This is a genomic window from Dolichospermum sp. FACHB-1091 (assembly GCF_014697585.1).
GTDB lineage: Bacteria > Cyanobacteriota > Cyanobacteriia > Cyanobacteriales > Nostocaceae > Dolichospermum.
The window spans coordinates 50,729-75,222 of record NZ_JACJSB010000012.1; the positions used below are offsets into that span (position 1 = coordinate 50,729).

25 protein-coding genes and 1 pseudogene are annotated in these 24,494 nt (G+C 36.7%); 7 read left to right on the plus strand and 19 right to left on the minus strand.

The window, feature by feature from the left end:
- Positions 1-22 precede the first annotated feature (22 nt).
- The 3 genes from H6G25_RS09705 to H6G25_RS09715 all read right to left on the minus strand — a co-directional run bounded on the left by H6G25_RS09705 (position 23) and on the right by H6G25_RS09715 (position 1,562).
- Positions 23-706 carry a hypothetical protein gene (locus H6G25_RS09705; protein WP_190392293.1) on the minus strand — a complete coding sequence of 228 codons (684 nt, stop codon included), beginning with the start codon at positions 704-706 and terminating at the stop codon, positions 23-25.
- Positions 707-904: 198 nt separating this feature from the next.
- Positions 905-1,120, minus strand: coding sequence for an NAD(P)H-quinone oxidoreductase subunit O (locus tag H6G25_RS09710; protein ID WP_028082649.1), 216 nt, complete (start codon positions 1,118-1,120; stop codon positions 905-907).
- Between the two features lie 181 nt (positions 1,121-1,301).
- Entirely contained in the window at positions 1,302-1,562 is a 261-nt protein-coding gene (locus H6G25_RS09715) for a ferredoxin-thioredoxin reductase variable chain (RefSeq protein WP_242034923.1), read from the minus strand.
- Between the two features lie 486 nt (positions 1,563-2,048).
- Between H6G25_RS09715 and H6G25_RS09720 the strand changes: the two genes are divergently transcribed.
- Together H6G25_RS09720 and H6G25_RS09725 are read left to right on the plus strand one after the other, a co-directional pair.
- A complete protein-coding gene (locus tag H6G25_RS09720; protein WP_190392294.1) occupies positions 2,049-2,327 on the plus strand; it encodes a HetP family heterocyst commitment protein in 279 nt (92 codons plus the stop codon).
- A 61-nt stretch (positions 2,328-2,388) separates the two neighbouring features.
- Positions 2,389-3,243, plus strand: coding sequence for an indole-3-glycerol phosphate synthase TrpC (locus H6G25_RS09725; RefSeq protein ID WP_190392352.1), 855 nt, complete (start codon positions 2,389-2,391; stop codon positions 3,241-3,243).
- A gap of 70 nt (positions 3,244-3,313) precedes the next feature.
- Here H6G25_RS09725 and rfbB read toward each other — a convergent pair whose 3' ends face one another.
- From rfbB to H6G25_RS09755, 6 genes are all read right to left on the minus strand, one after another.
- Positions 3,314-4,336, minus strand: coding sequence for a dTDP-glucose 4,6-dehydratase (rfbB, locus tag H6G25_RS09730; RefSeq protein WP_190392295.1), 1,023 nt, complete (start codon positions 4,334-4,336; stop codon positions 3,314-3,316).
- A gap of 7 nt (positions 4,337-4,343) precedes the next feature.
- Positions 4,344-5,354 (minus strand): glycosyltransferase, encoded by a 1,011-nt coding sequence (locus tag H6G25_RS09735; protein WP_190392353.1) that lies wholly within the window; start codon positions 5,352-5,354, stop codon positions 4,344-4,346.
- Positions 5,355-5,536: 182 nt separating this feature from the next.
- Complete coding sequence (locus tag H6G25_RS09740; protein WP_190392354.1) at positions 5,537-6,178, minus strand: DUF6391 domain-containing protein; 642 nt, start codon at positions 6,176-6,178, stop codon at positions 5,537-5,539.
- Between the two features lie 349 nt (positions 6,179-6,527).
- Entirely contained in the window at positions 6,528-7,049 is a 522-nt protein-coding gene (locus H6G25_RS09745; RefSeq protein ID WP_242034924.1) for an FKBP-type peptidyl-prolyl cis-trans isomerase, read from the minus strand.
- 78 nt (positions 7,050-7,127) lie between these two features.
- A complete protein-coding gene (locus tag H6G25_RS09750) occupies positions 7,128-7,451 on the minus strand; it encodes a phasin family protein (protein ID WP_190392296.1) in 324 nt (107 codons plus the stop codon).
- Positions 7,452-7,599: 148 nt separating this feature from the next.
- Entirely contained in the window at positions 7,600-8,154 is a 555-nt protein-coding gene (locus tag H6G25_RS09755; protein WP_190392297.1) for a methylmalonic aciduria and homocystinuria type D protein, read from the minus strand.
- 285 nt (positions 8,155-8,439) lie between these two features.
- Between H6G25_RS09755 and H6G25_RS09760 the strand changes: the two genes are divergently transcribed.
- The 4 genes and pseudogenes from H6G25_RS09760 to H6G25_RS21135 all read left to right on the plus strand — a co-directional run.
- Positions 8,440-9,258, plus strand: coding sequence for a type 1 glutamine amidotransferase (locus H6G25_RS09760; RefSeq protein ID WP_190392298.1), 819 nt, complete (start codon positions 8,440-8,442; stop codon positions 9,256-9,258).
- Between the two features lie 147 nt (positions 9,259-9,405).
- Positions 9,406-9,945, plus strand: coding sequence for a GAF domain-containing protein (locus H6G25_RS09765; RefSeq protein WP_347239155.1), 540 nt, complete (start codon positions 9,406-9,408; stop codon positions 9,943-9,945).
- Positions 9,946-10,205: 260 nt separating this feature from the next.
- Complete coding sequence (locus H6G25_RS09770; RefSeq protein ID WP_347239161.1) at positions 10,206-10,421, plus strand: DUF5684 domain-containing protein; 216 nt, start codon at positions 10,206-10,208, stop codon at positions 10,419-10,421.
- Between the two features lie 114 nt (positions 10,422-10,535).
- Positions 10,536-10,730: pseudogene (locus tag H6G25_RS21135) on the plus strand (Uma2 family endonuclease); the annotation flags it as partial.
- Positions 10,731-10,785: 55 nt separating this feature from the next.
- On the opposite strand, the gene H6G25_RS09775 reads toward H6G25_RS21135, so the two are convergent.
- The 8 genes from H6G25_RS09775 to sir all read right to left on the minus strand — a co-directional run bounded on the left by H6G25_RS09775 (position 10,786) and on the right by sir (position 19,204).
- Positions 10,786-11,889, minus strand: a complete 1,104-nt coding sequence (locus H6G25_RS09775) for a hypothetical protein (protein WP_190392299.1) — start codon at positions 11,887-11,889, stop codon at positions 10,786-10,788.
- Between the two features lie 19 nt (positions 11,890-11,908).
- Positions 11,909-13,096 carry a hypothetical protein gene (locus tag H6G25_RS09780; RefSeq protein WP_242034927.1) on the minus strand — a complete coding sequence of 396 codons (1,188 nt, stop codon included), beginning with the start codon at positions 13,094-13,096 and terminating at the stop codon, positions 11,909-11,911.
- 175 nt (positions 13,097-13,271) lie between these two features.
- Positions 13,272-13,868, minus strand: coding sequence for an urease accessory protein UreG (gene ureG / locus H6G25_RS09785; RefSeq protein ID WP_168637094.1), 597 nt, complete (start codon positions 13,866-13,868; stop codon positions 13,272-13,274).
- Positions 13,869-13,873: 5 nt separating this feature from the next.
- The gene (locus H6G25_RS09790) at positions 13,874-14,560 is read right to left on the minus strand and encodes an urease accessory protein UreF (protein ID WP_190392300.1); all 687 of its coding nucleotides are present in this window, start codon (positions 14,558-14,560) and stop codon (positions 13,874-13,876) included.
- Positions 14,538-14,978 (minus strand): urease accessory protein UreE, encoded by a 441-nt coding sequence (gene ureE / locus H6G25_RS09795; RefSeq protein WP_190392301.1) that lies wholly within the window; start codon positions 14,976-14,978, stop codon positions 14,538-14,540. The genes H6G25_RS09790 and ureE overlap by 23 nt, the downstream gene beginning before the upstream one ends.
- Positions 14,979-15,246: 268 nt before the next feature.
- Positions 15,247-15,648: a DUF2267 domain-containing protein gene (locus tag H6G25_RS09800; protein ID WP_190392302.1), complete on the minus strand. Its 402-nt coding sequence runs from the start codon at positions 15,646-15,648 to the stop codon at positions 15,247-15,249.
- Positions 15,649-15,978: 330 nt separating this feature from the next.
- Positions 15,979-16,806, minus strand: coding sequence for a nucleotide exchange factor GrpE (gene grpE, locus H6G25_RS21140; RefSeq protein WP_347239156.1), 828 nt, complete (start codon positions 16,804-16,806; stop codon positions 15,979-15,981).
- Positions 16,807-17,290: 484 nt separating this feature from the next.
- Positions 17,291-19,204 carry a sulfite reductase, ferredoxin dependent gene (sir, locus tag H6G25_RS09810; RefSeq protein ID WP_190392303.1) on the minus strand — a complete coding sequence of 638 codons (1,914 nt, stop codon included), beginning with the start codon at positions 19,202-19,204 and terminating at the stop codon, positions 17,291-17,293.
- A 293-nt stretch (positions 19,205-19,497) separates the two neighbouring features.
- On the opposite strand from sir, the gene H6G25_RS09815 reads away from it, so the two are divergent.
- Positions 19,498-20,436, plus strand: a complete 939-nt coding sequence (locus H6G25_RS09815) for an ADP-ribosylglycohydrolase family protein (RefSeq protein ID WP_190392304.1) — start codon at positions 19,498-19,500, stop codon at positions 20,434-20,436.
- Positions 20,437-20,527: 91 nt separating this feature from the next.
- Here H6G25_RS09815 and H6G25_RS09820 read toward each other — a convergent pair whose 3' ends face one another.
- Both H6G25_RS09820 and dxs read right to left on the minus strand, forming a co-directional pair.
- Positions 20,528-21,625, minus strand: coding sequence for a serine/threonine-protein kinase (locus H6G25_RS09820; RefSeq protein ID WP_242034928.1), 1,098 nt, complete (start codon positions 21,623-21,625; stop codon positions 20,528-20,530).
- Between the two features lie 531 nt (positions 21,626-22,156).
- Complete coding sequence (dxs, locus tag H6G25_RS09825; RefSeq protein WP_190392306.1) at positions 22,157-24,064, minus strand: 1-deoxy-D-xylulose-5-phosphate synthase; 1,908 nt, start codon at positions 24,062-24,064, stop codon at positions 22,157-22,159.
- Positions 24,065-24,494: the final 430 nt, after the last annotated feature.

Here is a 24,494-nt window from a genome sequence, read left to right on the forward strand (position 1 = left end):
ATTTTTCTCTACTTTACTTTTATCAAGGTTTACTAGCGAAGAATAAAAGACCTCTAATTTCACTATTGATAGAGTCTTGTTTCTGTTCTTCAGTTGCTCCCCGTGCTTCTCCACTTTGGAGATATAATAATTGCTCTGCTTGCATATCCATGATCCAAGTATTAAATTGATCACGTTGTAACCGATTTCCTACCTCTTTGCGTATTTGCCAAATAGGAACTAACCCAGCATGACTATAGCTTCTGTCTAACTTGTCAAATAAATCAAGAATCTCTAATTTAAACTCTTCATAAGAAGCAATTACCTCAACCTTAACCCCATTATCTAATACGACGGTCTTGTTTACAACCACATCAACCTGACGAAACCACCGCAATAACGCATTAGCTACCCACGTCCCTATAGTCTTACCTGATTCAAACTCAAACTCATCACTACGCAAACCAGCACCTAACACATCTAAACCTATTGGTGAATTGAGAGTATAACTAATTGCCGATCCTTTTTTAAGGATAGTAATAGCTCCCTGCCCTTGCAAATCCTCTAAAATGCCTTGATAGTCGGTTATTTTTTGACCCTTAGACACCACCCGCTTGCTTAATTTACCCTTAGCTACCTTCTGTTCATTTGCTCCTAATTCCCACAATGCAAGCAGTAAGCGAGTTTTAGCGTAACTCCCCTGTAAATCCTGATTCTTTGAACTCATGATGATGTGTGTTAAATGACTGAATTATTATAATAAGGATTGTGTTTTTTATGCAACCACAGCTAAAATATCGTTAATTTTCTCAATATTCGTGACATATCGCTGAAAATTATAAAAACAGAAATAAACCGTAAATATACGTAATTAAATCCCCGACCTCTTGAAGAAGTCGGGGATCTGGAGAGGACTTGAGAGTGATTAAACGAACTCTTCCAACTGTTCTAATTTTAACCAAATATTTGGCGTTGGTACTCTTCCAAACTTAACCAAAGCATAGTCACCCTTGATATCAACAACTTCCCCTTGAGTTTCAAATAAATAACTAGGAAAGCGGGAATCACTAGCTTTAGCTTCCAGACTATTTTCCAACTTTTCCCGAATAGCGCGAACCATATTCCCTTTTTTCACAGCCATAAGTTACCTTCGTTCCAAAATAAACGCTTTTACTTAAAATTTTATCTTGTAACTCAAACCCAAGGCTAATTTCTTTCATTAAAACACACAGCCGCCCAGGTTCAAGTTAGCGGTTTCATAGAAAATCTAAGCATTTTCAACGTTATGACCACCACCACGTAGCCTGGTCTAAATTGGAGATCTAGATAGTTTCCAGTTCAAAATCGCGTAAATGAGCTTTGAATTTTTTACTAAATTGAACTAAAATTGGGAAGTTGGCACTGACAGGTCTATTGTTCCACTGAGTGACAATAGCTACTACTTCTCCTTCTTCACCTTTGATGTCAAAACCGCTAGAGCGATGTTCAGGATGATGATAAACTACTACTGATTCTTTGACACGCACGCGATCGCCCACTTTCATAATATCATTTGTATTTAAGTTTTGTTTTTCCACAACCATCTCCACAACTACTTTGACCGAATTTGCTTTTCAGCTATAGATGGCTAGGGCAAATTCAGTATAATTTAACTACAAACCCAATTTTACAACAAAAAGTAAAAAAAATAAGAGCGAAAAAATAATCAAATCAATCAAAAAATAGTTCATGTATTAGAAGCTTGAATTTAGATAGTCTTAGCAAAGAAGCGCCGGCTGATAAATAGGATTTGCTGATAGCTTGCGTGGCGTAGCCATAAAAGTTATCAGTGAGGACAGGGAAGAAGTAAAAGGCACGGGTTATCTGTTGTGGAAACAAATTTTTCCACAGTCACAGGAAATATTCTTACTTTTAAGTCCTCACCACCCAAAAACCTGAGACTTTTTGGAACGAAAAAAGGATAAAAGCTTTATCTGCTATTCCTTTTAGATTTCTTGATTAAGTCCTAAATATGGGGAAAATCCCCAAAAACCATCCCATCATTCTTATTGACAAACGGAAGAACAATTATGAACCAAAATATTACTGGGTATAATCCATCTATCAGTACAAAGATCAAGACTGACCAAATAGAACAAATAATTAAAGCGATTATAGGCGGAAAATATTCTTGGGCTTGTGTTTTGGTTTTACAATTTTCTGGTTACAACCCTACAGACTATATACCCTATCGTACATATATCAGATTACTTAAAACTAACCGCTTGCTCGGTAATTCTCAACAAAATAAGCCACCTGTGGAAAAAGTTGACAGGTTTGATGTCAAATCAAAGTGGCTGCGGTTTTGAACAAAGAAAAAGGAAGGGTGAAGTTTTAGAAAAAATAATTCGTCACCATTGTCCAGATTTTATCATCTATCCAATTACAATTTATAATCCTCAAATGCAAGCAATTCTCAAAGAAATTGTGTGGCATAAAAAACTAGAAGTTGCACAAATGCAGCAAGATATGTCTTGGGCTTCCTTGCAACGTCAGTTAACTGCTGCTCCTACTGTGCGGGACTTTTTCACGGCTTTGCAGCAGAGTATTTATAAACCTAGTTTAATTGCAGAAGTGAGAAAAGTATCTCTTTATCAAAGTGTAATTAAACAAGATTTTGAGCCGATTACTATTGCTCAAGCTTATAAACGTGGAGGAGCATCTTGTATATCTGTTGTGACTGATCAAAAGTTTTTTCAAGGTGGTTTTGATCATTTACGTGCTATCAGATATCGGGTAGCATTACCTTTACTCTGCAAAGATTTTATCATTGATCCTTGCCAAATTTATTTAGCGCGTTCCGCTGGTGCAGATGCGGTATTATTAATCGCTGCTATTCTTGCAGATAAAGACCTAAAAAACTTTTTACGAGTAATTCACTACTTAGGAATGAATGCTGTAATCCAAGTTCATAATTTAACTGATTTGGATAGAGTTCTCGAATTGGAAGATATACGGATAATTTCGATTAATAATCAGAATTTAAGTGATTCAACCATCAATATTAACACCACTCAGGAATTATTAGCAGCGAGGAAATCCCAACTCCAAAAGTTAGGAATTTTAGTGATTAGTGAATCAGGAATAGAAACACCTGATGATTTATCTTTAGTTGCTGACGCTGGGGTACAAACAGTGATTATGGGAGAATCTTTATTGAAAGAAAGTGATTTAGAAGTAGCTGTTAGAAATCTACTTCAATCTAAATTTCCCATTCATCATTAGGATTTTAAACCCATGAAGATGGGTTTTGTCTGTATAGCCGCGACTTCTAGTCGTCCAGACCTATCAGCTACTATAACAAAGGTTTCCACCAATCACGATTACTAAGATACCATTCTACAGTTAAACGTAAACCTTCAGCAATGGTGACAGATGGAGTCCAACCCAATTCTGTTTTCAGCTTATTGGCATTAATAGCATATCTTCGATCATGTCCAGGTCTATCCTTAACAAAAGTAATTAATTTTTCCGCTGGATAGACTGGTAAATCTGGTGCTAATTCATTCATAATTTGACATAAATTTTGGACAAGGCTGATATTTTCAACTTCATTATTACCCCCAATATTGTAGTTTTCTCCTGGTTTTCCTTGATGAATTACCACATCTAAAGCTTGACAATGATCACCAACATATAACCAATCGCGGACATTTTTTCCATCACCGTAAACAGGTAATTTTTTACCTGTTAGAATATTAATACACATCAAAGGAATTAACTTTTCTGGAAATTGAAAAGCACCATAATTATTGGAGCAATTGGTGATAATTGTGGGTAATTTATAGGTATGATAATAAGCACGAACTAAATGATCACTTCCAGCTTTTGAAGCTGAATAGGGACTATTGGGACTATAAGCTGTAGTTTCTGAAAATGCTGGTTCATCTGGGGTGAGACTACCATAAACTTCATCGGTAGAAACATGAAGAAATAGATAATTATCAGGTTGTGTTTTTGCTTCCCAATGTTGACGAAAAGCTTCTAAAAGGGTAAAAGTTCCCACCACATTAGTTTGGACAAATGCAGCCGGTCCAGTAATAGAACGATCAACGTGAGATTCAGCCGCAAAATGGGCTATAGTATCTATATTTTCCTCTAGAAGTAGTTTTTCAACTAAAGAGCGATCGCATATATCTCCCTGGACAAAACGGAAATTTGCTTTTGATGCAACCGAGGTTAAATTAGAGCGATTTCCAGCGTAGGTAAGAGCATCTAATACCACTAATCTATCATTTGGATAAGTTTGACACCAATGATGGACGAAATTCGCACCAATAAACCCAGCACCCCCAGTAACCAACAATCGTTTATTCATAAAATTCCTAATTACCATGTGAATATTTTTTTTTAATTTTAGCAGAAATTCTTTCTACAAATAACTTTGCTAACTGGATTTTTGTTAAATCTGGAATTTTAGTTGAGTAATTATTTTTATGATCAAAGAAATCATTAATTTCTGATAAAATTACTTTTAGACGTTGAATAATATTGTCCTTTCTATATTCTGCTAAAACTGTTTCCGATAAAGTTGGTAATGTTGTTGCTTCTAGAACCTGTAAAATCTTGGCTAAATCATATTCTAAAGCATAACCAGCGATTTTATAACAATTAAAGCCCGGATCTAAATAATCAGATAATCCCCCATTGACACTAGAAAAGACGTGACAACCACAAGCTAGGGCTTCCATTGGTTGTAAACCAAATCCTTCACTAACCCCTTGTAATTGCCAATATTCCGCAGAATCATAAAGGTAAATTTTAGCACGATTAAATAAAACTGGTAAATTTTCCACATAACTATCAACAACCAAGACACGACATTTTTTTTTCAAAGCGGGAATTAAAGACTTAATTAAATATTGAGAAGATTTTCGAGTTTGGACTAAAACATCAATATCTCGACTTTGATGTAAATTAGTAAATTCCTCACTAATTTGATTTGGTAAATAATAAATCAGAGAATGTGGTGATTTTTGTCCCCAATAACCCAGAGTATTTCTACTAACCGTAATTATGGGAATATTAGATGGTAAATCAATCTTATAACCGGCACTGTGAGCATGATAAATCAGATTATATCTTCCCAACTTAGCAGCCAATTTAGCAACATCAAATCCCCAGCTAATTACAAAAATGAAATCATCTAAATTTTCTAAAATTTTCTCTCGTAATAAATCATCTAAAAACAACTTACCAGATTCTTTTTGACGATAAGTAACCACCTCAGCAGAGCAAAATTCTCGAACCAAATTAACGGTTTTCAACTCTGCCCAAAGACCACCACAAGCAAACCTACCATCTGTACCCGGAACTAAAAAGTAAAGCTTTCTCATCATACTAAATATCTAATTTTAGATTTTATAAAAAGTGTAAGTCCAAAAGTTTCTTCATTCTTCTTTCTTCGTGTTCTTCGTGCCTTCGTGGTTCATTCTTAATTCTTAATTCTTAATTCTTAATTCTTCCTTCTTCATTCTTCCTTCTTCATTCTTAATTCTTCCTTCTTCATTCCTCACTCCTAATCTTGCCAATATACCTTAACAAAATGACCTTCCTTCCCCCATAAATCACGAGCAACAGTAATATTTTCAATAGCTAAATTAAAAGGAATAGAAGTGGTAATATAACGCTGAGTAAACATTCCCATATCTGGTGCAAGTTCCGTTGCTGCTGTTGCTGCTAAACCCAAACCAATAAGCTGTTCAATTGGTCGAAACGGTAGTATAAAAGGTACAGATGCCGCCAACACTAAATTTAAAAGCATAGTTACAGATAGATTTGTACCGCAGCGGGGATGTACAGCTAAACCCCATTCTCCACTGATAAGACGATGTTGAGCTAATGTTACTGCACGTCGTAAATCACTAATATTCACATCACCATAGAGAAAGAATCCTTGTTCGGTAGACAAACCACCTAATAATTGATCATCTACTAATTGATCATTAGTAGTTTTTCCTAAGCGGGAATAGGAGTTTTTAGTTTCTCCTAATACCCAAACAGTAGCGTGTTCTAAAGCGTGAACTTGACGTAAAAGCAGGATTTCCTTCAACCCAGGGACAAAATATAACTGTTGGAGTAAATCAGTATCTTGACTGGGGTGAGGTGGGAGAAAATCAAAGCTAAAGTCAGAAGATTTGCCAAAATCAGAAGTATTCATCATCGAGTAATCTGAGTTTTTTTTTAGGACATTGACGGGACTGAATCCCACTTTGCAAAGGTGATAATCTATTGTAGATTCTGCCCGCCAATGTTATATTTAACTATCTCTACTTAGGGCTTGCTGATAGCGTAGCGTGGCGTTAGCCATATAAACCTAAAACCATTTATTAACAAAGGGTTTTGCGGATTTTTACCACACTCAAAATGAATTGCATTTTTCTTTGTCGGATTTGGAAAATTGAGAATATCCAGACAGTTAAAACTGTTCTCTGTTCTCTGTTCTCTGTTCCCTGTTCCCTGTTCCCTGTCCTCACAGACAACTTATTTATTCAGCAAGCCCTACTTACTTATTTAATAGCTAACAATTCCACATCAAAAAGTAAAGTAGAGTAGGGGGGAATTACGTTACCAGCACCTCGCGCACCATAACCTAACTCTGAAGGGATGATTAATTGACGACGGCCACCTACTTTCATAGTGCTTAGTCCTTCGTCCCAACCTTTAATTACCTGTCCTACACCGATTTTAAAGCTAAAGGGTTGATTGCGATCGCGTGAGCTATCAAATTTAGTCCCATCTTCCAAAGTGCCGGTGTAGTGAACTACAACGGTTTGTCCCGGTTGGGGAGTTGCACCAGTTCCCTCTTCTAGTTCAACATATTTTAGCCCAGAAGGGTTAGTAACAGCATTGGCTGGGGACATAGTATTGTTCGCTCTTGGAGTATTGTTTTCTTGAATGATAGTGGTGGTGGGTTGTGTTTGGGGCGATTCATTACCGATTGCAGCATTTTTTTGACCGCTAATTTGAGTAAATACTAAAACGCCAACACATACCAGCATTAACACCACACTGAGGAAAATTCCTTTCAAAATCAGCCCTCTCTGTTTTAATTACTGGTAATCAGATTACCGACAGAACAAAAATTAGTGTAAATCACAAAGGACATTTTAGCGCCACAGTTTATTTTCCAAATCACGAACTTGACGCTCTAACCTGTCAATTCTACCCCGTAATTCGTCCACTTCTGACTGACGCGCAACCCCCAAATCCTGCATCACATTTCGCACTTGGCGTTGCATTTGCTCATCCCAACTGCCTTGTTCGGACTTTAATTGATGAACAAGATCATCCATGACGGCCTTAGCTTGATCAGGATTGAGTTTACCATCCTTTACCAGTTCATCACTAACTTGCTTAAGTTTATCTGCAACTAAAGAAGTTGTGCCAATACCCAACATCATTAGCTGTTCCAACCAGTTGTTACTATCCATACTCCCTTCCTCTGACTTATTGCTAAATGAACTCACGGTTTGGAATTAACCAGGCTATGGTAAAAGCTTAGTAATTCTAGCCTACACATTTATTTTCGCAAATTTAGCAGCAGCAGCAATTGGGAGGATAAATGCACAAGTCTCATTTTTAATTTTCTATCCACCCGTGCATTGGTGCTACAGCTTTAGTCACTAACTCAATCATATCTGGGGGAGCTTCCGAAAGCATAACACTAGGATAAACAGCAGTTCCCCAATGAGGATGTACAAGGACATGGCATTTATTTTCAATTGCGGGATATTTTAGTAAGGCTTGTGCTACTGCTGTATCATCATGGGGAAATACACCGGAATGAGATAGTAATGGATAACCTGTACGGGGATCTATCAAGTCCGTTAAATACCCGCGATCGCGCAAATTAAATGCTACATCGCAACCAAACCGCATAAATTTTTCCCGCAGTTTTTCTTTTTCTTTCTCCGTTTCTGCGGTTATTTCCTCCAGAGGATATCGTGATTGTTGCAGGACAAGCACTACCCACAAAAACTGTTGTTGTTTCCAGTCTGGTAATATCTGTTCACAGTTAGCACAGATATATGGACTGGGAGTATGAATCGAAATCTCTACAGCTTGTCCTGTTTTGCTAACTAAATGAATAGGACAGCTAGGTTCAGAAATACAAAGTTTGGGATAATACACCACATTAATTTGGTTTATGAAGGTTTTTTAATTTATCCTTGCTAAAAATACACATCTGGGGGTAAAGATTTTAGAGAGGACAATCTCTACCCAGGTTACGTCTCTACAAGGTTTTCAAAGGACGCACATTTAATTTTTACCAGATGTCTAATGATAACTCTTAAATCTATAGATAAATCATCAAATTTTCCGAAAATGATTGATGATCGCTATAATTATTTTTCATCTTGTTTTTAGGCTGGCATCAGATAGTTAATTTGATATCTTTAAGGCTATATTAGAGGTTTTATGAGTTCTGCACCGATGGAAATTATTATTGGTTGGTTATATCCCAAGTTGATGAGTACTTATGGTGATCGGGGAAATGTGATCACCATAGAACGTCGCGCCTGTTGGCGGGGGTATAATGTCATTGTATTACCCTTGGATCAAGATTCCACTCCAGAAGATATCAAATCAGTAGATCTGATCGTTGGTGGTGGGGCCCAGGACCGTCAACAAGAAATTGTGATGCGAGATTTACAGGGTGCAAAAGCTGAGTCCATGCGTCATAAAATAGAAAATGGTACACCGGGAGTTTTTACCTGTGGTTCTCCTCAACTACTGGGAAATTATTATGAACCAGCTTTTGGAAAAAGAATTGAGGGTTTAGGAATATTGGATTTAGTTTCTGTTCATCCCGGTGAAAATACTAAAAGATGTATCGGTAATTTGGTCATAGAAGTTACGGCTTCCCGGTTAGCAGCAGAATTGCAAGCAATGACAGGGATAAAACCTTATTTAGTCGGGTTTGAAAATCACGGTGGCCGGACTAAGTTAGGGAAAGTGGAAGCTTTAGGACGGGTAGTGTATGGCTTGGGTAATAATGGAGAAGATGGAACAGAAGGAGCGTTTTATCAAAACGCGATCGCTACCTACTCCCATGGTCCATTATTACCTAAAAATCCCTTTGTTGCTGATTGGTTAATTCAAACCGCGTTAAGATTAAAATATCAGCAAGAAATTAAACTTTCATCTTTAGATGATACCTTAGCGATGCAGGGACGAGAAGCAATGTTTAAACGCTTGAAAGTTGATTTACCCAATGCTGCGGGAATCAGAATTTAAAATAGGTGTAGTTTAGATTAAATAAGAATCTCAACTTTAATATTAAACTACATGATTTTTGTGGAAAATCAACTTAATTTTCTATAAAACATCTGATAAGTTACTATAAAAATCCGAAATTGTTTAGTTAGTCATCATTTGAAATCTGTGGAACTTCCTTCTTTACCAGAATTTGAAAATTGCTCGAATCATCACCCTGATCAGGGTTTACAAGAATTGCTCAGTCGTCTTATCATCAGAATGCAACGAGATGAATTGATCAGACAAACGACAAATCAATTGCGAGAATCTTTAAAGGTTGATCGGGTAGTATTGTATTATTTTTATGGACAATGGCAAGGACAGGTGACATTTGAGTCATTAAGTGCTGATGAATATTCGATTCTCGGTTCTACTGGTCCTAGTAATTGTTTTAATAATGAGTATGCTGCTTTATACTTAGAAGGACGAGTACGAGCGATCGCTGATATAGAATTAGAAGCGATTGAGGATTGTCATCGTGAATTTCTGCGCGGTATGCAGGTGCGGGCCAATTTAGTAGCGCCAATTTTGATACCAAGGGGATTATGGGGACTATTAGTAGCTCATCACTGTCAAAGTGCGCGTTCTTGGACTTTAGCGGACATTCAACTGATACAAAAGGTAGCATTAAGTTTAGCAACAGATTCTAATATTTTAGAGAGTTAATTAGGGTTTGATGAAAAAGTTGTCTGTGAGGGTACGGAGATATTAACTGTTTTAGTTATCTGGATATCCTCAATTCCCTAGATCCGACAAGGAAAAATAAAAAATGCAAAGGAGTTAATACAAAATATAGTTTATAGTAATTCTGTAATTTTTATGACTGTAGTTACTGCTATCTGTTTAGCTATTTGTTTAGTTCTTACTGCTTCTATACTATCTATAAGAAATTAGGAGAACAAAATGCTTGGTTTGCTTGAGTACCAATTCTTAATAATTGGATCATGTATAAAGCAGGTGATCAGTCTCCCTGGTGGATTGTTGGGCTTTTTATACCAGTTGTTAATTTTGTAGCTCTGATTTTCTTACTGATGGCTTTCATTAAAATTGTGCAGAAGCTGGGTAAAAATCCTTGGTTAATTTTGTTAACGATTGTTCCGTTAGTTAATTTTGTAGTTTTATACAATTTTGCTTTCGGCTAACTAATAAAAAAGGGATTAAAAACACTAAACTTAAATTTTTAATTCCTTTTTATAAGGTTATGTTTCAAAGATAAAACCGAATTTTATTGTCCAGGCTTCCTGAAAGCTTCAGAAGCAGAAGCAGGTATTTCTGATTATTGGATATTTAATTTAATCAAATATTGTTTAGAGTGTTACAGTGAACCTTATCAAGATTCTCAAGGTAATTTTGATTATCGTCGTAAATTAATTTTATTACCTAATGAGTCTGTTAAATTGCCATCTTTTCCTCATTTAGTTTTAGATTTATCCAAAGTATTTCCTGGGTAAAAATTAGGGCATAAAATGAATTAAAGTCTGAAAATTAACTACAAAGTAATATCCTTTAATCTTCTAAATCCTGATTCAGACAATTATTGAATTCATTTTCATATTGACCATACCAATATTCAATAACCAATAAACACGCTCTGATTAATTTATCCCAATTCTTATCATTTATTGATATTGGTTCTGTTGCTGGTCGAAAATGAACAATAGAATTACGAATTTTATAAATAAACTCTCCTAAATTACCTTCTGAGTTACCATCAAGATCATTTTTAATTTCCTTCAAAATATTAGTAGCATCTTCGGGTGACTTATCTATAAGTTTATTAATAGCTTCCTTTTCGTTTGGCCGCCAATTAGTATAATTTTCTATATTAGCAGAAAATTTAAGTAAAGAATCTTTAATTCCTAAATTTTGATAAAATTCTTGCCAAAATGAAATTGAGAATAGTCTTTCTATACACCGATAAACATCAAGAAATGAATGTTTCCAACTAACTGATACTAAGCTAAATAGTAAATTCTCAAAAGTATCAAGTTGCATCATTTCTACAGATTCAATAAACAACTTTTCAAAAACAAAAAGAGTTTCTTCACTAAATTTTAAAGAAATAATTTGCCTCTGTTGAATAATATAAAATGCTGATAAATTTACAGTAGCAATTTGAATTACATCAGATTTAACTTTAATAAATGGACATTCATCATTAATTTGATAAACAAAAACTGGCTCAAAAAAATGATTTATCTGACTAAATTCATATCTAATAAGGTCTTCATTTTCGGGAGGATAAAAAATATCTTGTGCTATTTGATAAGCATCAGCAGTTTGCTTAACAGAAACTTTTAACTCAAATAACAGTGCTGTAAGCATTCCTCCATTTAGCTCAATTTCTTCTATTATTTCTTGTTCGATTTCTAATTTATGTTCCCAACCAATAGCCACAAAGTAATTTTTATGATCAAACTCAAAAGTTGCAGTTCTGAAATAAGGTAAAATTGATTGTTGATTTGTAATTTTTAGTTTTTTTAACCATTGTTGATCATCTTCATTAGTTTGAATACAACGTTTATGATCCCTAAAAATAGGCACTTCAATATTTTGATTTTCTACAAAACTAGCTAATAAATCAAATATATGTTTATTAGCTTCTATCATATTTCTAGACATAATTATCTCAATATAATGCTCTCCAGCATTGTGTCATATTATCAATATTAAATTTTTCAGAAATTAATAAATTAAAAGCCTGTAGAAAAAACTCTCTTTCAAAGAAATCTTTTCTACCTGTTTTTTTACTAATTAATTCATTTAATGTTGGAAAATCTAAAAAATTACCTATTTCATCATTACTCAGCTTATCTATTTTTGTTAAAAGTATATCGGTTTTGTTTTTAATATCTTGCCATTTTTGGTTTTGCTCTTCTGGTTCATAATCATTACCAGGTCTACCTAATATAGAAAAAGCCAGCGCAGTCACAAACCCAATACAAGCTGGTTGACTACTAAATAAATCCTTACCTTTCTGAAAATATCCTTGTATTTCTTCATTTTGATATCGAGAAATTGCTTGATCAAATTTATATAAATAAAACATTACTTCATAAAAAATATTAGTCAAATTAGGATTTGATGTTGAGCTTATAAAATCTAGTCTTATAAACTCCTCTGCTAATCTTTCCGGAATATCTATTTTCACCTTTCTAGCTCCAAATACTAAAAATAATTCAATGATATCATCAGATTTAAATTGTCCTGGACTTGAACGTTTATTTTTGTGATTTTTGTCTGTGATTGGTATTATTTCAATTACAGGAAATTTTTCTTTAAGTTCTTTAATTATTCCTTGAAAAACTGTTTCAATTTGTCTTCTTATATCCCAAGGAACTTGTCCTGTATTCAAAACTAACATTCTATAAATTAAGCTATTTATTTGTGAAGCAATCCAAAACTCTACACGAATTTCATGATCGCAAATATTGGCATTATCTTCTAAAGCTACACTTAAAGCTTTAGTTCGTTGCATACCATCAATAATAGATATACTATCTTCAGGTATTTTGTTAATAAATTCTAAAAAAGCATTATTGTCTTCTAATTGTTCAATAATGGCAAAATTATCCTGGGGAATAATCACCCCTATAACTATTGGTGGTAATACCGCTCCAGCTTCTATATCTTTAATCATCCTCTTGCGTATACGTATAGCAGTATTTGTTTTTAAAGTATCTCTTTGTCCTTCTAAACCTCCTCTATTTTCAAAGGCACTTTTTACCATTTTTAGATATTCTTCTACTTGGAACTGTGTCATCACAGAGTAACAATCTACTCTTCTATCTTTGATTTTATCAATATTTTTACTCATAACCATGAATGAGATATTATTTACCATATTTTTAGTTTATCATTGAATGGGTTGATTGTGTATAATCAGGAAATTAAAAATTAATAGCATTTTTAGAATGCTATACAAATATAGCACATATTTTTGAAAATGTATTACCTTCTATAAATCCTGATATGGCTACGCTACCAGACAATTAACAAATAGCCGCATTCACAAACTGAATTACATCTCCTAAACCAGTTTGAGTTTTCAGGTTTGTAAAAACAAAAGGCTTATCACCGCGCATTTTTTTTGCATCTCGTTCCATAACATTTAAATCAGCACCCACATAGGGAGCAAGATCGGTTTTATTAATCACTAATAAATCAGATTTAGTGATACCTGGACCACCTTTACGGGGGATTTTATCACCAGCAGCGACATCAATGACATAAATGGTTAAATCTACTAATTCAGGACTAAAAGTAGCAGCTAAATTATCCCCACCACTTTCTAAAAAGACTAAATCTAAATTGGTAAATTTCTCTTCTAATTGTTCAATTGCGGCTAAATTCATGGAAGCATCTTCACGGATAGCAGTATGGGGACAACCTCCCGTTTCTACTCCTAAAATGCGATCGCTTTCTAAGGCTTGAGAACGAACTAAAAATTGAGCATCTTCTTGAGTATAGATATCATTTGTCACTACTGCTAATTGATATTTTTCCCGTAAATTCTTACATAAAGCATCTACTAAAGCTGTTTTTCCTGAACCCACAGGACCCGCAACCCCTACTCTTAAAGCCGTCATAATTCTTAACTCCTAAATAGTCTAGTGTACTGGATTTCGTGCTGCATACTTGCTAAAGATAAACCCCAATTACAACATCCTAAATCATCATCTTCCATAATCAAAATTTCCTCCACAGTAGTAGTTAATAAAGGTTGTAAACCCAGTAATAATTCTTGTCCCGCAGTTTGTCCCAGAGGAATAAGTTTGATCCCAGCCGTAATTAAATTATTAGCCCAACTGTGTAAATAAGCTAATAAACAGGCTTGAATATTTATATCCCAATAAGCGCAAGCTATAGCAAAAGCGATCGCATAATTACTAGGATAACCCACAGCATTAACTAAAGGTAAAATTTCCGGTTCTAGCTTACCTAATAATTGCATCAGAGAACGTCCCATTTGCCAATTAGCAGCCCGTAATTCCTCCGTATCTCTGGCGGCTGATAACCATAAATTCCACCGTTTTAAAGCCTTTAGATCATCGGTTTTTGCAGCATGAAAAGCCCTAACAATTACCCCAGCATCTAGACGAATTGAACCATAAATCAACTCAGATTTGAGCCAATGTTTGAGATCTTCTATATTAGTAATAGTACCATTTTCTACTAATATTTCCAAACCTTCCGAATAACCATAAGCACCTACAGGTAAAGCGGGACTAGCTAATTGTAAAATCGCCAAAAAATTGTTATGAGTGAGAGTGATTTCCATAAGCACCTAATTCTGGTTGAAAAGGGACAATTTCCGCTTGAATTTCTAAACCCAATTGGGTCAACATAGCCTGTAAAACTGGATCTGGAGATAAGCGTAAATAAGTGGGAGTAATTTCCACAGGTACATGACGATTTCCTAAATGATACGCAGCCCTTAATAATAAAGGAATTTCCGCATAAGCAGTTAAAACAGGTTCAGGTTTAGCAATAATTTTCATATAAATACTGTGGTTTTCATCAACAAGTATATCACCATCATTTAATATTGTCCCTCTAGGTAAACGCAAAAGAATCTCCTGACCATCTGCTAAGATAAATTTATAACGGCTGCGAGTCCGTTCTTCCGCAGTCAGTGAAAGAGTAATATTAACTGTAGTGGGAATATTAGGTGGTTGACGTTGGGTAAAAGTCAGCATAATTTAATAAAATCAACTTGATATTGAACTTTAGCCATTATAGGACTTACGCACAAGTCACGGAATAATGAACCACGTTCGCGGAGCGTCCCGTCAGGGATAGGAACGAAGAGAACGAAGAAAAGAGGGTTTGAGAGATATTTTGCGTAAGTCCTGCATTATAAACAAAATAGACAAAATAAACAAAAATATACCCAACTTCTCCAAGAAATCAGGTATATAATAGGCTAGGGTTAACTATAATTTTCGACGGGGAAATTTCTGCTAATTAAGCGGAGGCTTGATTTATTAATAAAATGCTAAATAATTCCTCATAGTCACGGGAAAAATAGTCATAAAACTTGCGAAATTTATCTGGAGAGATAGCACTTTGTAAAACAGCAAAAACAGCGCGGACATGAATAATTGAGATAGTAGGTTTCACATTTTCTTTTTCACTAATACGTTCAATAAACTCCTGTAAATTAAAAGCTTCAATAGGGTCTGCTTCACCTCCACGTAAATATTCCCCTAATTCTTCAGGTATTTGTGTTGCTAATTCCTCTCTTTCAGCACTAGGAACAATTTGTTTAATAATTTCCAAAGTAGCACGGGTAGCAACCTCTGCTTCCTCCAGAGATTCTGATTGCGCTAGACTTTGGACATGAATTATAAACTCATTATATTGCATTTTTGATCTCCAAGATTTAAATCAAGAATTTGTATCATAAACGAAAAAAATTATAAGTGAATAGGTTAAAATCCTGTGTTATTTATGGAATAATTAGCCATACATTTCAATGCAAACAATGATGAACTCACTCTAATCTAAACTTTAATTATTAACTTAACTTCATGCCACAGAAGTAGATAGAGGTATATCTATAGTTAGATTTCAGATAACTGACTTGTTTGAAAAGTCGGGGATATTTACACCAGCTTTCAACAAAACCCTTTAGCCGCAAGGCTTTGTGATTGAAACTTGTACCTGACTTGCAATATGCTGTATGAAGATATTTATTCAGACAGGGGAAATCTCTTGGGATAGCATAGTTAAGATATTATTAGCCCAAGTGTTGACTTGGGGGTGAAAATGATTAGTCAAAAGCCGAAGAATGGCGATCGCTCTTGGTAAGTGTCCACTCATGCGGTAGGCTTTGATTAGCCACATTTGGGCTTGAACATAATTGGGGCTATTGCGCTCTTTGCAGCCTTGACAGTAATCTTCTAAATATTTTATAGCTTTGGGGTAGCGTCCTTCTTGACAAGCGGTAATCCCTTCGCTGAAAAGTTCTGGTAACGGTATGGGTGGAGGTTCGCTTTGCGCGGTAATGACTTCTGTGGGTTCTTTAGAGATAATGAATTTTATGGGTCTTTGAGCGGTAATGACTTCCGTGGGGCGGAGGACTTTTTGACCCCAATAAAATCCGCGACGGACAATTTTAGTAATCGTTTGGTCTGGGATATCTATTCTTTCTTCCCGATCAATGACGCGACATAAGTTAAAATCTGCTTCCACACCTTCCTGCAATTCTATAGGTAAAAGTTGGCGTTTTCCTAATACACTGAGAAACTTGCGATTAACTACACTTATAGATTTGGGTAGACGGGCTATAAATTCTCGACTGGGGCGGGGATTGTTTTCTAGATAGTCTAATAAAGCTTCTAGGACATCAGCAACTTCCAAAAGTTCTAAGAACAAGTCTTGTGTTTGGGCTGTGGTTTTGGTTTGCTGTTCTTGTAAAGACCGCTGTAATGCTACATTTTCTCTTTGCAGATTACCAAGTTTTTGCACGAGTAAATCTCGTAATTCTAAGCTAATCAGATAAGTTGGGGATGAGTTAGACACGGGAAATCCCTCGATATACCATACTTAGGGTTTGCGGAGAAAGTCTTTTCCTTGGGGCTAGGAGTTAGGAGGAAGAATTAGAAGGAAGCAAGAATATTGAATAATTTAAGTCAATATTATTATCCTCTCAAACGTAATCATTTGGATAAAAAAGATTATCAAAGAATTGAGCTATTATCTTGGAATTAGGAAGAGTTAAAATCAGGTAAATAAAATAGTTAAAATAAAAAAATTTGCCCACACGAAAATACCATAAACAAATAGTATATGTCAAGCCTTTTTTCTCACTCTCAAAATAATACAGCGGTTTCCGATGTTATGAGGTACAGATTATTAATGATAAAAGATAAAAATCTTGTGGTGCGGGGATCTTGCCTGCCAAAAGTGTACCTGACCCAGATCAAATCCGCAAACGCAAATTTAATCTCACGCAAAAACCCCAAAAACAACTTTGCACCAATGGTCTTTGCGTGAGAATATCTACTTATAAATCTTGGAAATACTTCTCCAAAGCTTCATGTACTAAATCAGTCATCGGTCGCCCTTGTTTTTCAGCAGTTTCCCTAAGTTGCTGATAAAAATCATCCCGCAGACTTACTCTATGACGTGATTTACCGCTACTGGTAGGCTCTCCTGGTGTGTAATTAGCCACAAATTCCCTAATAGCATCAAAACCCATTCTGTGACAAAAATCGCCGAAACTTTCTTTGGGTGTGCGGGATTTTTTAAAGAAGACAAAAATCGGTTCTAGGAAACTTTCAATATCATTGTGATGCAGTTTTTCTACAAAAGGCTGGGCTAACCGAGTTTGATTTGGTGAACCACCTAACCACACTTGATAAGATTCTACACCACTACCCACAAAACCCAATTCTGCCATATAAGGACGAGCGCAACCGTTAGGGCATCCTGTCATTCTTACCACAAAATGGTCTTTTTGTAAACCCAGTTGATCTAATAAAGTCCGGATTCTTGTTAAAATTTCGGGAATGGCTCGTTCTGATTCTGTAATTGCTAAACCGCAGGTAGGTAAAGCTGGACAAGCCATAGCATAGCGGGTTAATGCTGCTATTTGGCTGGGGTCGGCTACAACGCCACAGCGGTCGAGAATCTCTTGAATGGCTTCCTGATTCTCCGGTGCAATATCGTAAAAAATCAGGTTTTGATTACCTGTTAAGCGAATAGGCAGATTAAATTGTTCAACAATTGTCCGCAAAGCGGTTTTGAGTTGCAATGTTTCATCATCTTTGACACGCCCGTTATCAATGGAAATACCTACAAAGAGCTTACCATCCCCTTGTTCATTCCAGCCCAGAAAGTCTTTATATTTAAACTGAATCAGCGGTTTAAATGGTTCAAGCGGTTTACCAAAGTATTCTTCTACCTTAGTGCGGAATTTATCTACACCCCAATCATTGATTAAGTATTTTAGTCTTGCGTGTCGTCTGTCCGTGCGATCACCATAATCTCGCTGGGTAGCAATTATAGCTTTCACTAGATGATATACATCATTTTTGCCTACGTAGCCAATGGGATCAGCAATTCTGGCAAAGGTTTCCTCTTTGTTATGGGTTCTACCCAAACCACCACCAGCGAAGATATTAAATCCTGCTAATGCACCTTTTTTATTGGTAATTACTACCAGGGTCAAGTCTTGGGAATATAAATCAACGGAATTATCCCCAGGAACCGTCACGCAAACTTTAAATTTCCGGGGCATATAATGAGTTCCATAGATAGGTTCTACGGAATCATGAAAAATAGTACCATTACCGTTACTTTGTCGCGCTGCTTTGACATCTGGATGTTCTTCGGCACTAATGGCTTTTTCCCCATCTAACCAAATCTCATAATAAGCACCAGTTTGGGGAGAAAGCAAATCAGCGATATTTTGGGCATATTCCCAAGCGTATTGGTATTCTGGGCGATTTTTAAAGGGGGCTGGAGGAGCCATAACGTTGCGGTTAATGTCACCACAAGCGCCCAAAGTTGAACCAAGATTTTGGATAATTGTAGCGATCGCCGCTTTCAGGTTCTTTTTTAAGATACCATGTAACTGAAAACCTTGGCGAGTGGTAGCTCTGAGGGTATGATTACCATATTCATCGGCCAGTTTATCCAGGGCTAAATATAGCTGTGGTGGTATTAACCCGCCGGGGCTTTTTGTCCGCAGCATCATTTGGTAGTCTTTTTCCTGTCCCTTGACGCGGTTATCACGGTTATCTTGTTGATAAGAACCATGAAACTTGAGAATCTGAATTGCGTCTTCACTAAAGTGGGTGGTATCCTGAAGGATTTCAGTAGCCACGGGTTCACGCAAAAAATTACTATTTTCTTTGATACCTTCTACTTTAGAAGGTTTACGGTCAGCAACAAAAGAAGCAGCAGAGTTAACCATTACGGTAGATACGTTTCTGAATAAAGCGGTAGATGAAACCGAAATTAGGCAATTAATAGCACTTATTGAGCTAATTAAACTACTTAAATTTGGTCGGAATTATGAATATTATTTTCATGATAACATGATCAGAGGCCAGCCTGATCATTGACATAACTTACCATTTTAGATAAACATAGGACTTACGCACAAGTCACGGAATAATGAACCACGAAGGAGCGAAGATAACGAATAAAAGAGGGTTTGAGAGGTATTTTGCGTAAGTCCTGAAACACTGAGATTAATATCTAATTATGCCAACCACTAAAACATTAACATTATCTGGTTTAATAGGTGTATGTGTAGGAGATGCCTTGGGTGTACCCGTTGAATTTTCCACTCGTGCTGAACGTATCAAGTCACCAGTTACAAAGATGTTGGGTTATGGGACATGGAATCAACCTCCCGGAACTTGGTCTGATGATAGTTCTTTAACATTGTGTTTGACAGAATCTTTCTGTAGTGGCTATTCTGTGGATGATATAGCTAAATCATTCTGTCGCTGGTATAGAGAAAATTACTGGACTGCCCATGGTGACGTATTTGATATTGGCAATACTACGTATCAAGCTATTATCAAGTTAGAGAAAGGTATTCCCCCGTTACAAGCAGGTGGTACTGGTGAACATAGCAATGGAAATGGTTCATTAATGCGAATTTTGCCCATAGCTTACCTACACGAAACCTTAACTTTTCCCGATTTAATTACAAAAGTACATGAAGTTTCTTGTCTTACTCATGCCCATGTCCGTTCGCAAATGGCCTGTGGGATTTATATTACTATGGCTGTAGAACTACTGAAAGGGGCTAATTTATCAACAGCCTATTTACATAGTTTAGAGAAAATTCAAGAACTTTATCATCATAGTAATTATAATCGAGAAAAGTCCCATTTTCAGCGGGTTTTCAGTGGTAAAATTGCCGAATTACCTGATAACCAGATTAATTCAGGCGGTTATGTAATTGATACTCTAGAAGCATCTATTTGGTGTTTATTAACTAGCTCATCTTACGCTGAGTCAGTTCTCAAAGCTGTTAATTTAGGGGGAGATACAGATACTACGGCTGCGGTGACTGGTGGGTTAGCGGGAATTTATTACGGTATAGAAAATATTCCCCCGGAATGGGTTGAAAAAATTGCTCGCAAACAGGATATTATTGATTTATCTAATCGTTTTGCAGCAATTTTATGAAGCAGCGGTTAGAGTAGAAAACTACTCCAACCAGCAAATATCACCATTGCCTTTAAACTAAAGACAAAGAGTACAAGTGGTGACAAAACTATCAGTAGCTCGTTATGCTCGTGTCGGGTTTGGTTAATTTTTGATTTTTATTCCCAAACATATTGTGTCCGATTACTACTATGATCAGTCCCCCAACTAATAAAACTAAAACCACAATTAGTAGAAAACCAGGAAGGGAAAAATTAGTTTTCGCCTTTGATTGTGATAATCTGGGATTTGGGCTTGAGGTTGTTTGATAAGGTACTGTCTCCTGGACAACAGGTATTGACTGATAAAACGCTGTCCGTCGGACAACAGGTGAGGCCGGTGATTTTAGATCTCTTAAAACTGCCTCTGCTGAATGGTAACGGTCTTCATATTCTAGTTCTAATAACTTATCTAAAATTGCCCCTAATTCTGGACTCACAGAGTTTCTTAAATGCTTACGCCATTCTTTCACCCAACTGAAACCTTGTCTGTTCCACAAGTTCTCAGGATAAACCCCAGTCATTAAATGAAAACAAGTTACACCTAAACTAAATAAATCACTGGCAGGATAAACCTCTCTATCTTCCATTTGTTCCAGAGACGCATAACCAAAAGTACCAATTTTCGTACCTATTCGCATTGTTCCCTGAAGTTGCTTTGATGCCCCAAAATCAATTAAAAATAACTTGCCGTCATTACGACGCATAATGTTCTCTGGTTTAATATCCCGATGAATAATATTTCGACTATGAACTTCTTTGAGAACTGGTAATAAATTAAGTAACAAGGCCTGGATTTTCGGCTCGTTAAAAGTTCCTTGGTTCGCCAATTCCTCTAGTAAATTATTTCCTTCAATAAAATCCTGAATTAAATACAAACAGTTATCTTCATCAAAATAGGCTTGTAGTTGGGGAATTTGCGGATGTTTAAGTTCTTTTAACTGTTTTGCTTCTTGCTCAAATAGCTTCTTTGCTTTTTTTAATGCGTAGCTATTTTGGGTTTGGGGCGCCAGTTGTTTAATAACGCATTTTTCGTTCAGTTTACCAGTATCTTCTGCCAAATAAGTTTTCCCAAAACTCCCACCAGCCAAAGGTTTAATGGGACGATAACGGTTTTTAAGTATGACTAAGGGAACACCGCAATTAAGGCAAAAATTTGTAGTACCTGGCAATGATGGGTTGTAGCAGTCCGGGTTCAGACAACATATCTGGTTCATGAGTGGGTTTTGGTAGATACGTTAATATTTTGAATATACAGTCATGCAAGACAGTCATACAGGAAATGATTATATAGACCACACTGATAAGTTTCCCCGCAATACTCATAAGTTTTTTTAATCAGTGTTTTGGGAAAAAAGTTGATCACTATGTTTATTGACAATATATCTAGCTTATTCTCAATAATATTGAGAATAATATCAGTAATTGAACGAAGTTACTAGGGTATTGACCTCTTGACTTTTTATGCTATTATTGAGGTGTAGAATCCGGGGGTCTTTTATATCTGAAATTGACCTTGAACACCTATTTATGTTGGTTCTGACTCTGATGATTACCTGACTGGCCTATATAAATGCGTTTACAATATATTTAATGCTTGGGTAATATAGGGGACATGAATCGCCCCCACATTAGCATAGCACACCCCAACCGGGAACGGAAATAAGTAGAAATATTCTTAAGAACGTCTCTACAATTGTGAGTTATTTCACAGCGACTAATTCTTTCTTAAAGAAAGCTTGTAAGATTGTTTCTGCAAGTTGAGGACTACTCAAGCCTAATTCTGTGTAAGATTGGTCTGGTGTGGCATGATCTACCAAAATATCAGGTACACCAATTCGCTTGACAGGAACTAGAATATCAGCATCAAGTAAAGCTTCAGCTACCGCAGAACCAAAACCACCCATTAAACAACCTTCTTCCAAAGTGACAACCCGGCCAATTTGTTTAGCCAATGGTAAAATCAAATCGGTGTCTAAAGGTTTGACAAAGCGGGCATTAATTACAGTGGCTTCAATCCCATGTTCGCTGAGAATTTGGGCGGCTTGCATTCCAGGATAGACCATTGTACCATAGCCGACGATTAAAACATCGTCACCTTGACGGATAATTTCCCCCTTACCGATTTCCAAAGCTTCCCAACCTTCTTCCATTAAAGGGACACCGTGACCATTACCACGGGGAAAGCGCATAGAAATAGGTCCATCTGTGTAGTTAATGCCAGTAACCACCATCCGTTGTAATTCTGCTTCGTCCTTGGGAGCCATTACCACCATATTGGGAATACAACGTAGATAAGCAATATCATACATACCTTGGTGGGTCGGACCATCAGCACCAACAATACCTGCCCGATCTAAACAGAAGAATACGGGTAGGTTTTGAATACAAACATCGTGAATAATTTGGTCATAAGCACGTTGTAAGAAAGTGGAATAGATAGCAGCGACAGGACGCATACCTTCACAAGCTAAACCCGCAGCTAAAGTCACAGCGTGTTGTTCCGCAATTCCCACATCAATATACTGATGAGGTAGTTTAGCTTGTAGTTTATCTAAACCCGTACCAGTAGCCATTGCGGCTGTGATACCGACGATTTGCGGATTTTGTTCCGCTAATTTAACTAGAGTGTGAGAAAAGACCTTAGCGTAAGCAGGGGGTTTAGGTTTACTAGAAGGAATTGCTTTACCAGTAGCCAAATTAAAGGGAGTTTGGGCATGATAGCCTACTTGATCTTTTTCCGCGAGTTCATAGCCCTTCCCCTTAGTTGTGACTACATGAACCAAAACAGGACCAGTAATTTGATGTGCTTGTTGGAATGTAGTAATTAACTCCTCTAAATTATGTCCGTCAACTGGACCCATATAGGTAAAACCCAATTCTTCAAAAACCGCACCTACTTTAGGAACTGCTAAACGCTTCATTCCTTCTTTAATGCGTTCTAGTTCTGGGGAAAGAGACTCACCCACAAAAGGAAGATGTTTTAACTGTTCTTCAATACCATCGGCGAGAAACTGTACTGGTGGACTCAGACGCATTTTATTGAGATAACGAGGAATTGCACCCACGTTGGGAGAAATAGACATCTCATTGTCGTTAAGAACGACCAGCAAATTGGTTTTTGGCAGGTGACCAGCGTGGTTAATAGCTTCTAAAGCCATACCTCCAGTTAAAGCGCCGTCACCGATGACAGCAACGGCTTTAAATTTTTCCCCTTTCAAGTCACGGGCTAAAGCCATACCCAAGGCAGCGGAAATACTTGTAGAAGCGTGTCCTGCACCGAAATGATCAAATTTATTCTCGCAGCGTTTAAGATAACCTGCAACGCCGTCTTTTTGACGGAGAGTGTCGAAGTTGCTGTAGCGTCCGGTAATTAATTTGTGAGGATAAGCTTGATGACCGACATCCCATATTACCTTATCCCGGTCTAAATCTAAGGTTTGGTAAAGTCCTAGTGTTAATTCTACCACGCCCAAACCGGGACCCAAATGCCCGCCAAAGGCGGCTACGGTTTGTAAATGCTTCTCACGAATTTGACGAGCAATTTGTTCTAACTGTCGAATTGACAAACCATGCAACTGGTTAGGATGGGTGATTTCACTCAAGTGCATATTATCAGCTTTTCCTCTCTAACTCTACTTTCTTGAACCTCCCCACGTCTAAAGCCGGGGGATTTTTGCCCACCTCAAGGGCGACAACGGGATATTCAAAAATCCCTGTACTCACTCAAACAGTTTATAGCTGAAATTGCGTATACTTTCCGAGTCCTTCCTCTGCTTAATTTTTTAACGCTCCCTATCCTGCCATTATTTGCTCTTTAACTATTCCGATCAAGTCGGATCTGTTCGTCGCCGGGATTGCTCCGTACCAGGATATTTCAACGCGCCGAAGGTTATTGCTAATTGTTTTTCGCTAGTATCTGTTATATTTATATCACTATGGCTAAAGCCATGCAATCGTTTTGCAGGATTTTAAAATCCCTATTAATTTATCCCCGTGTCTAAAGCCCCAGGGGACTGGGTCTCCCTTTCTGGTTATGAT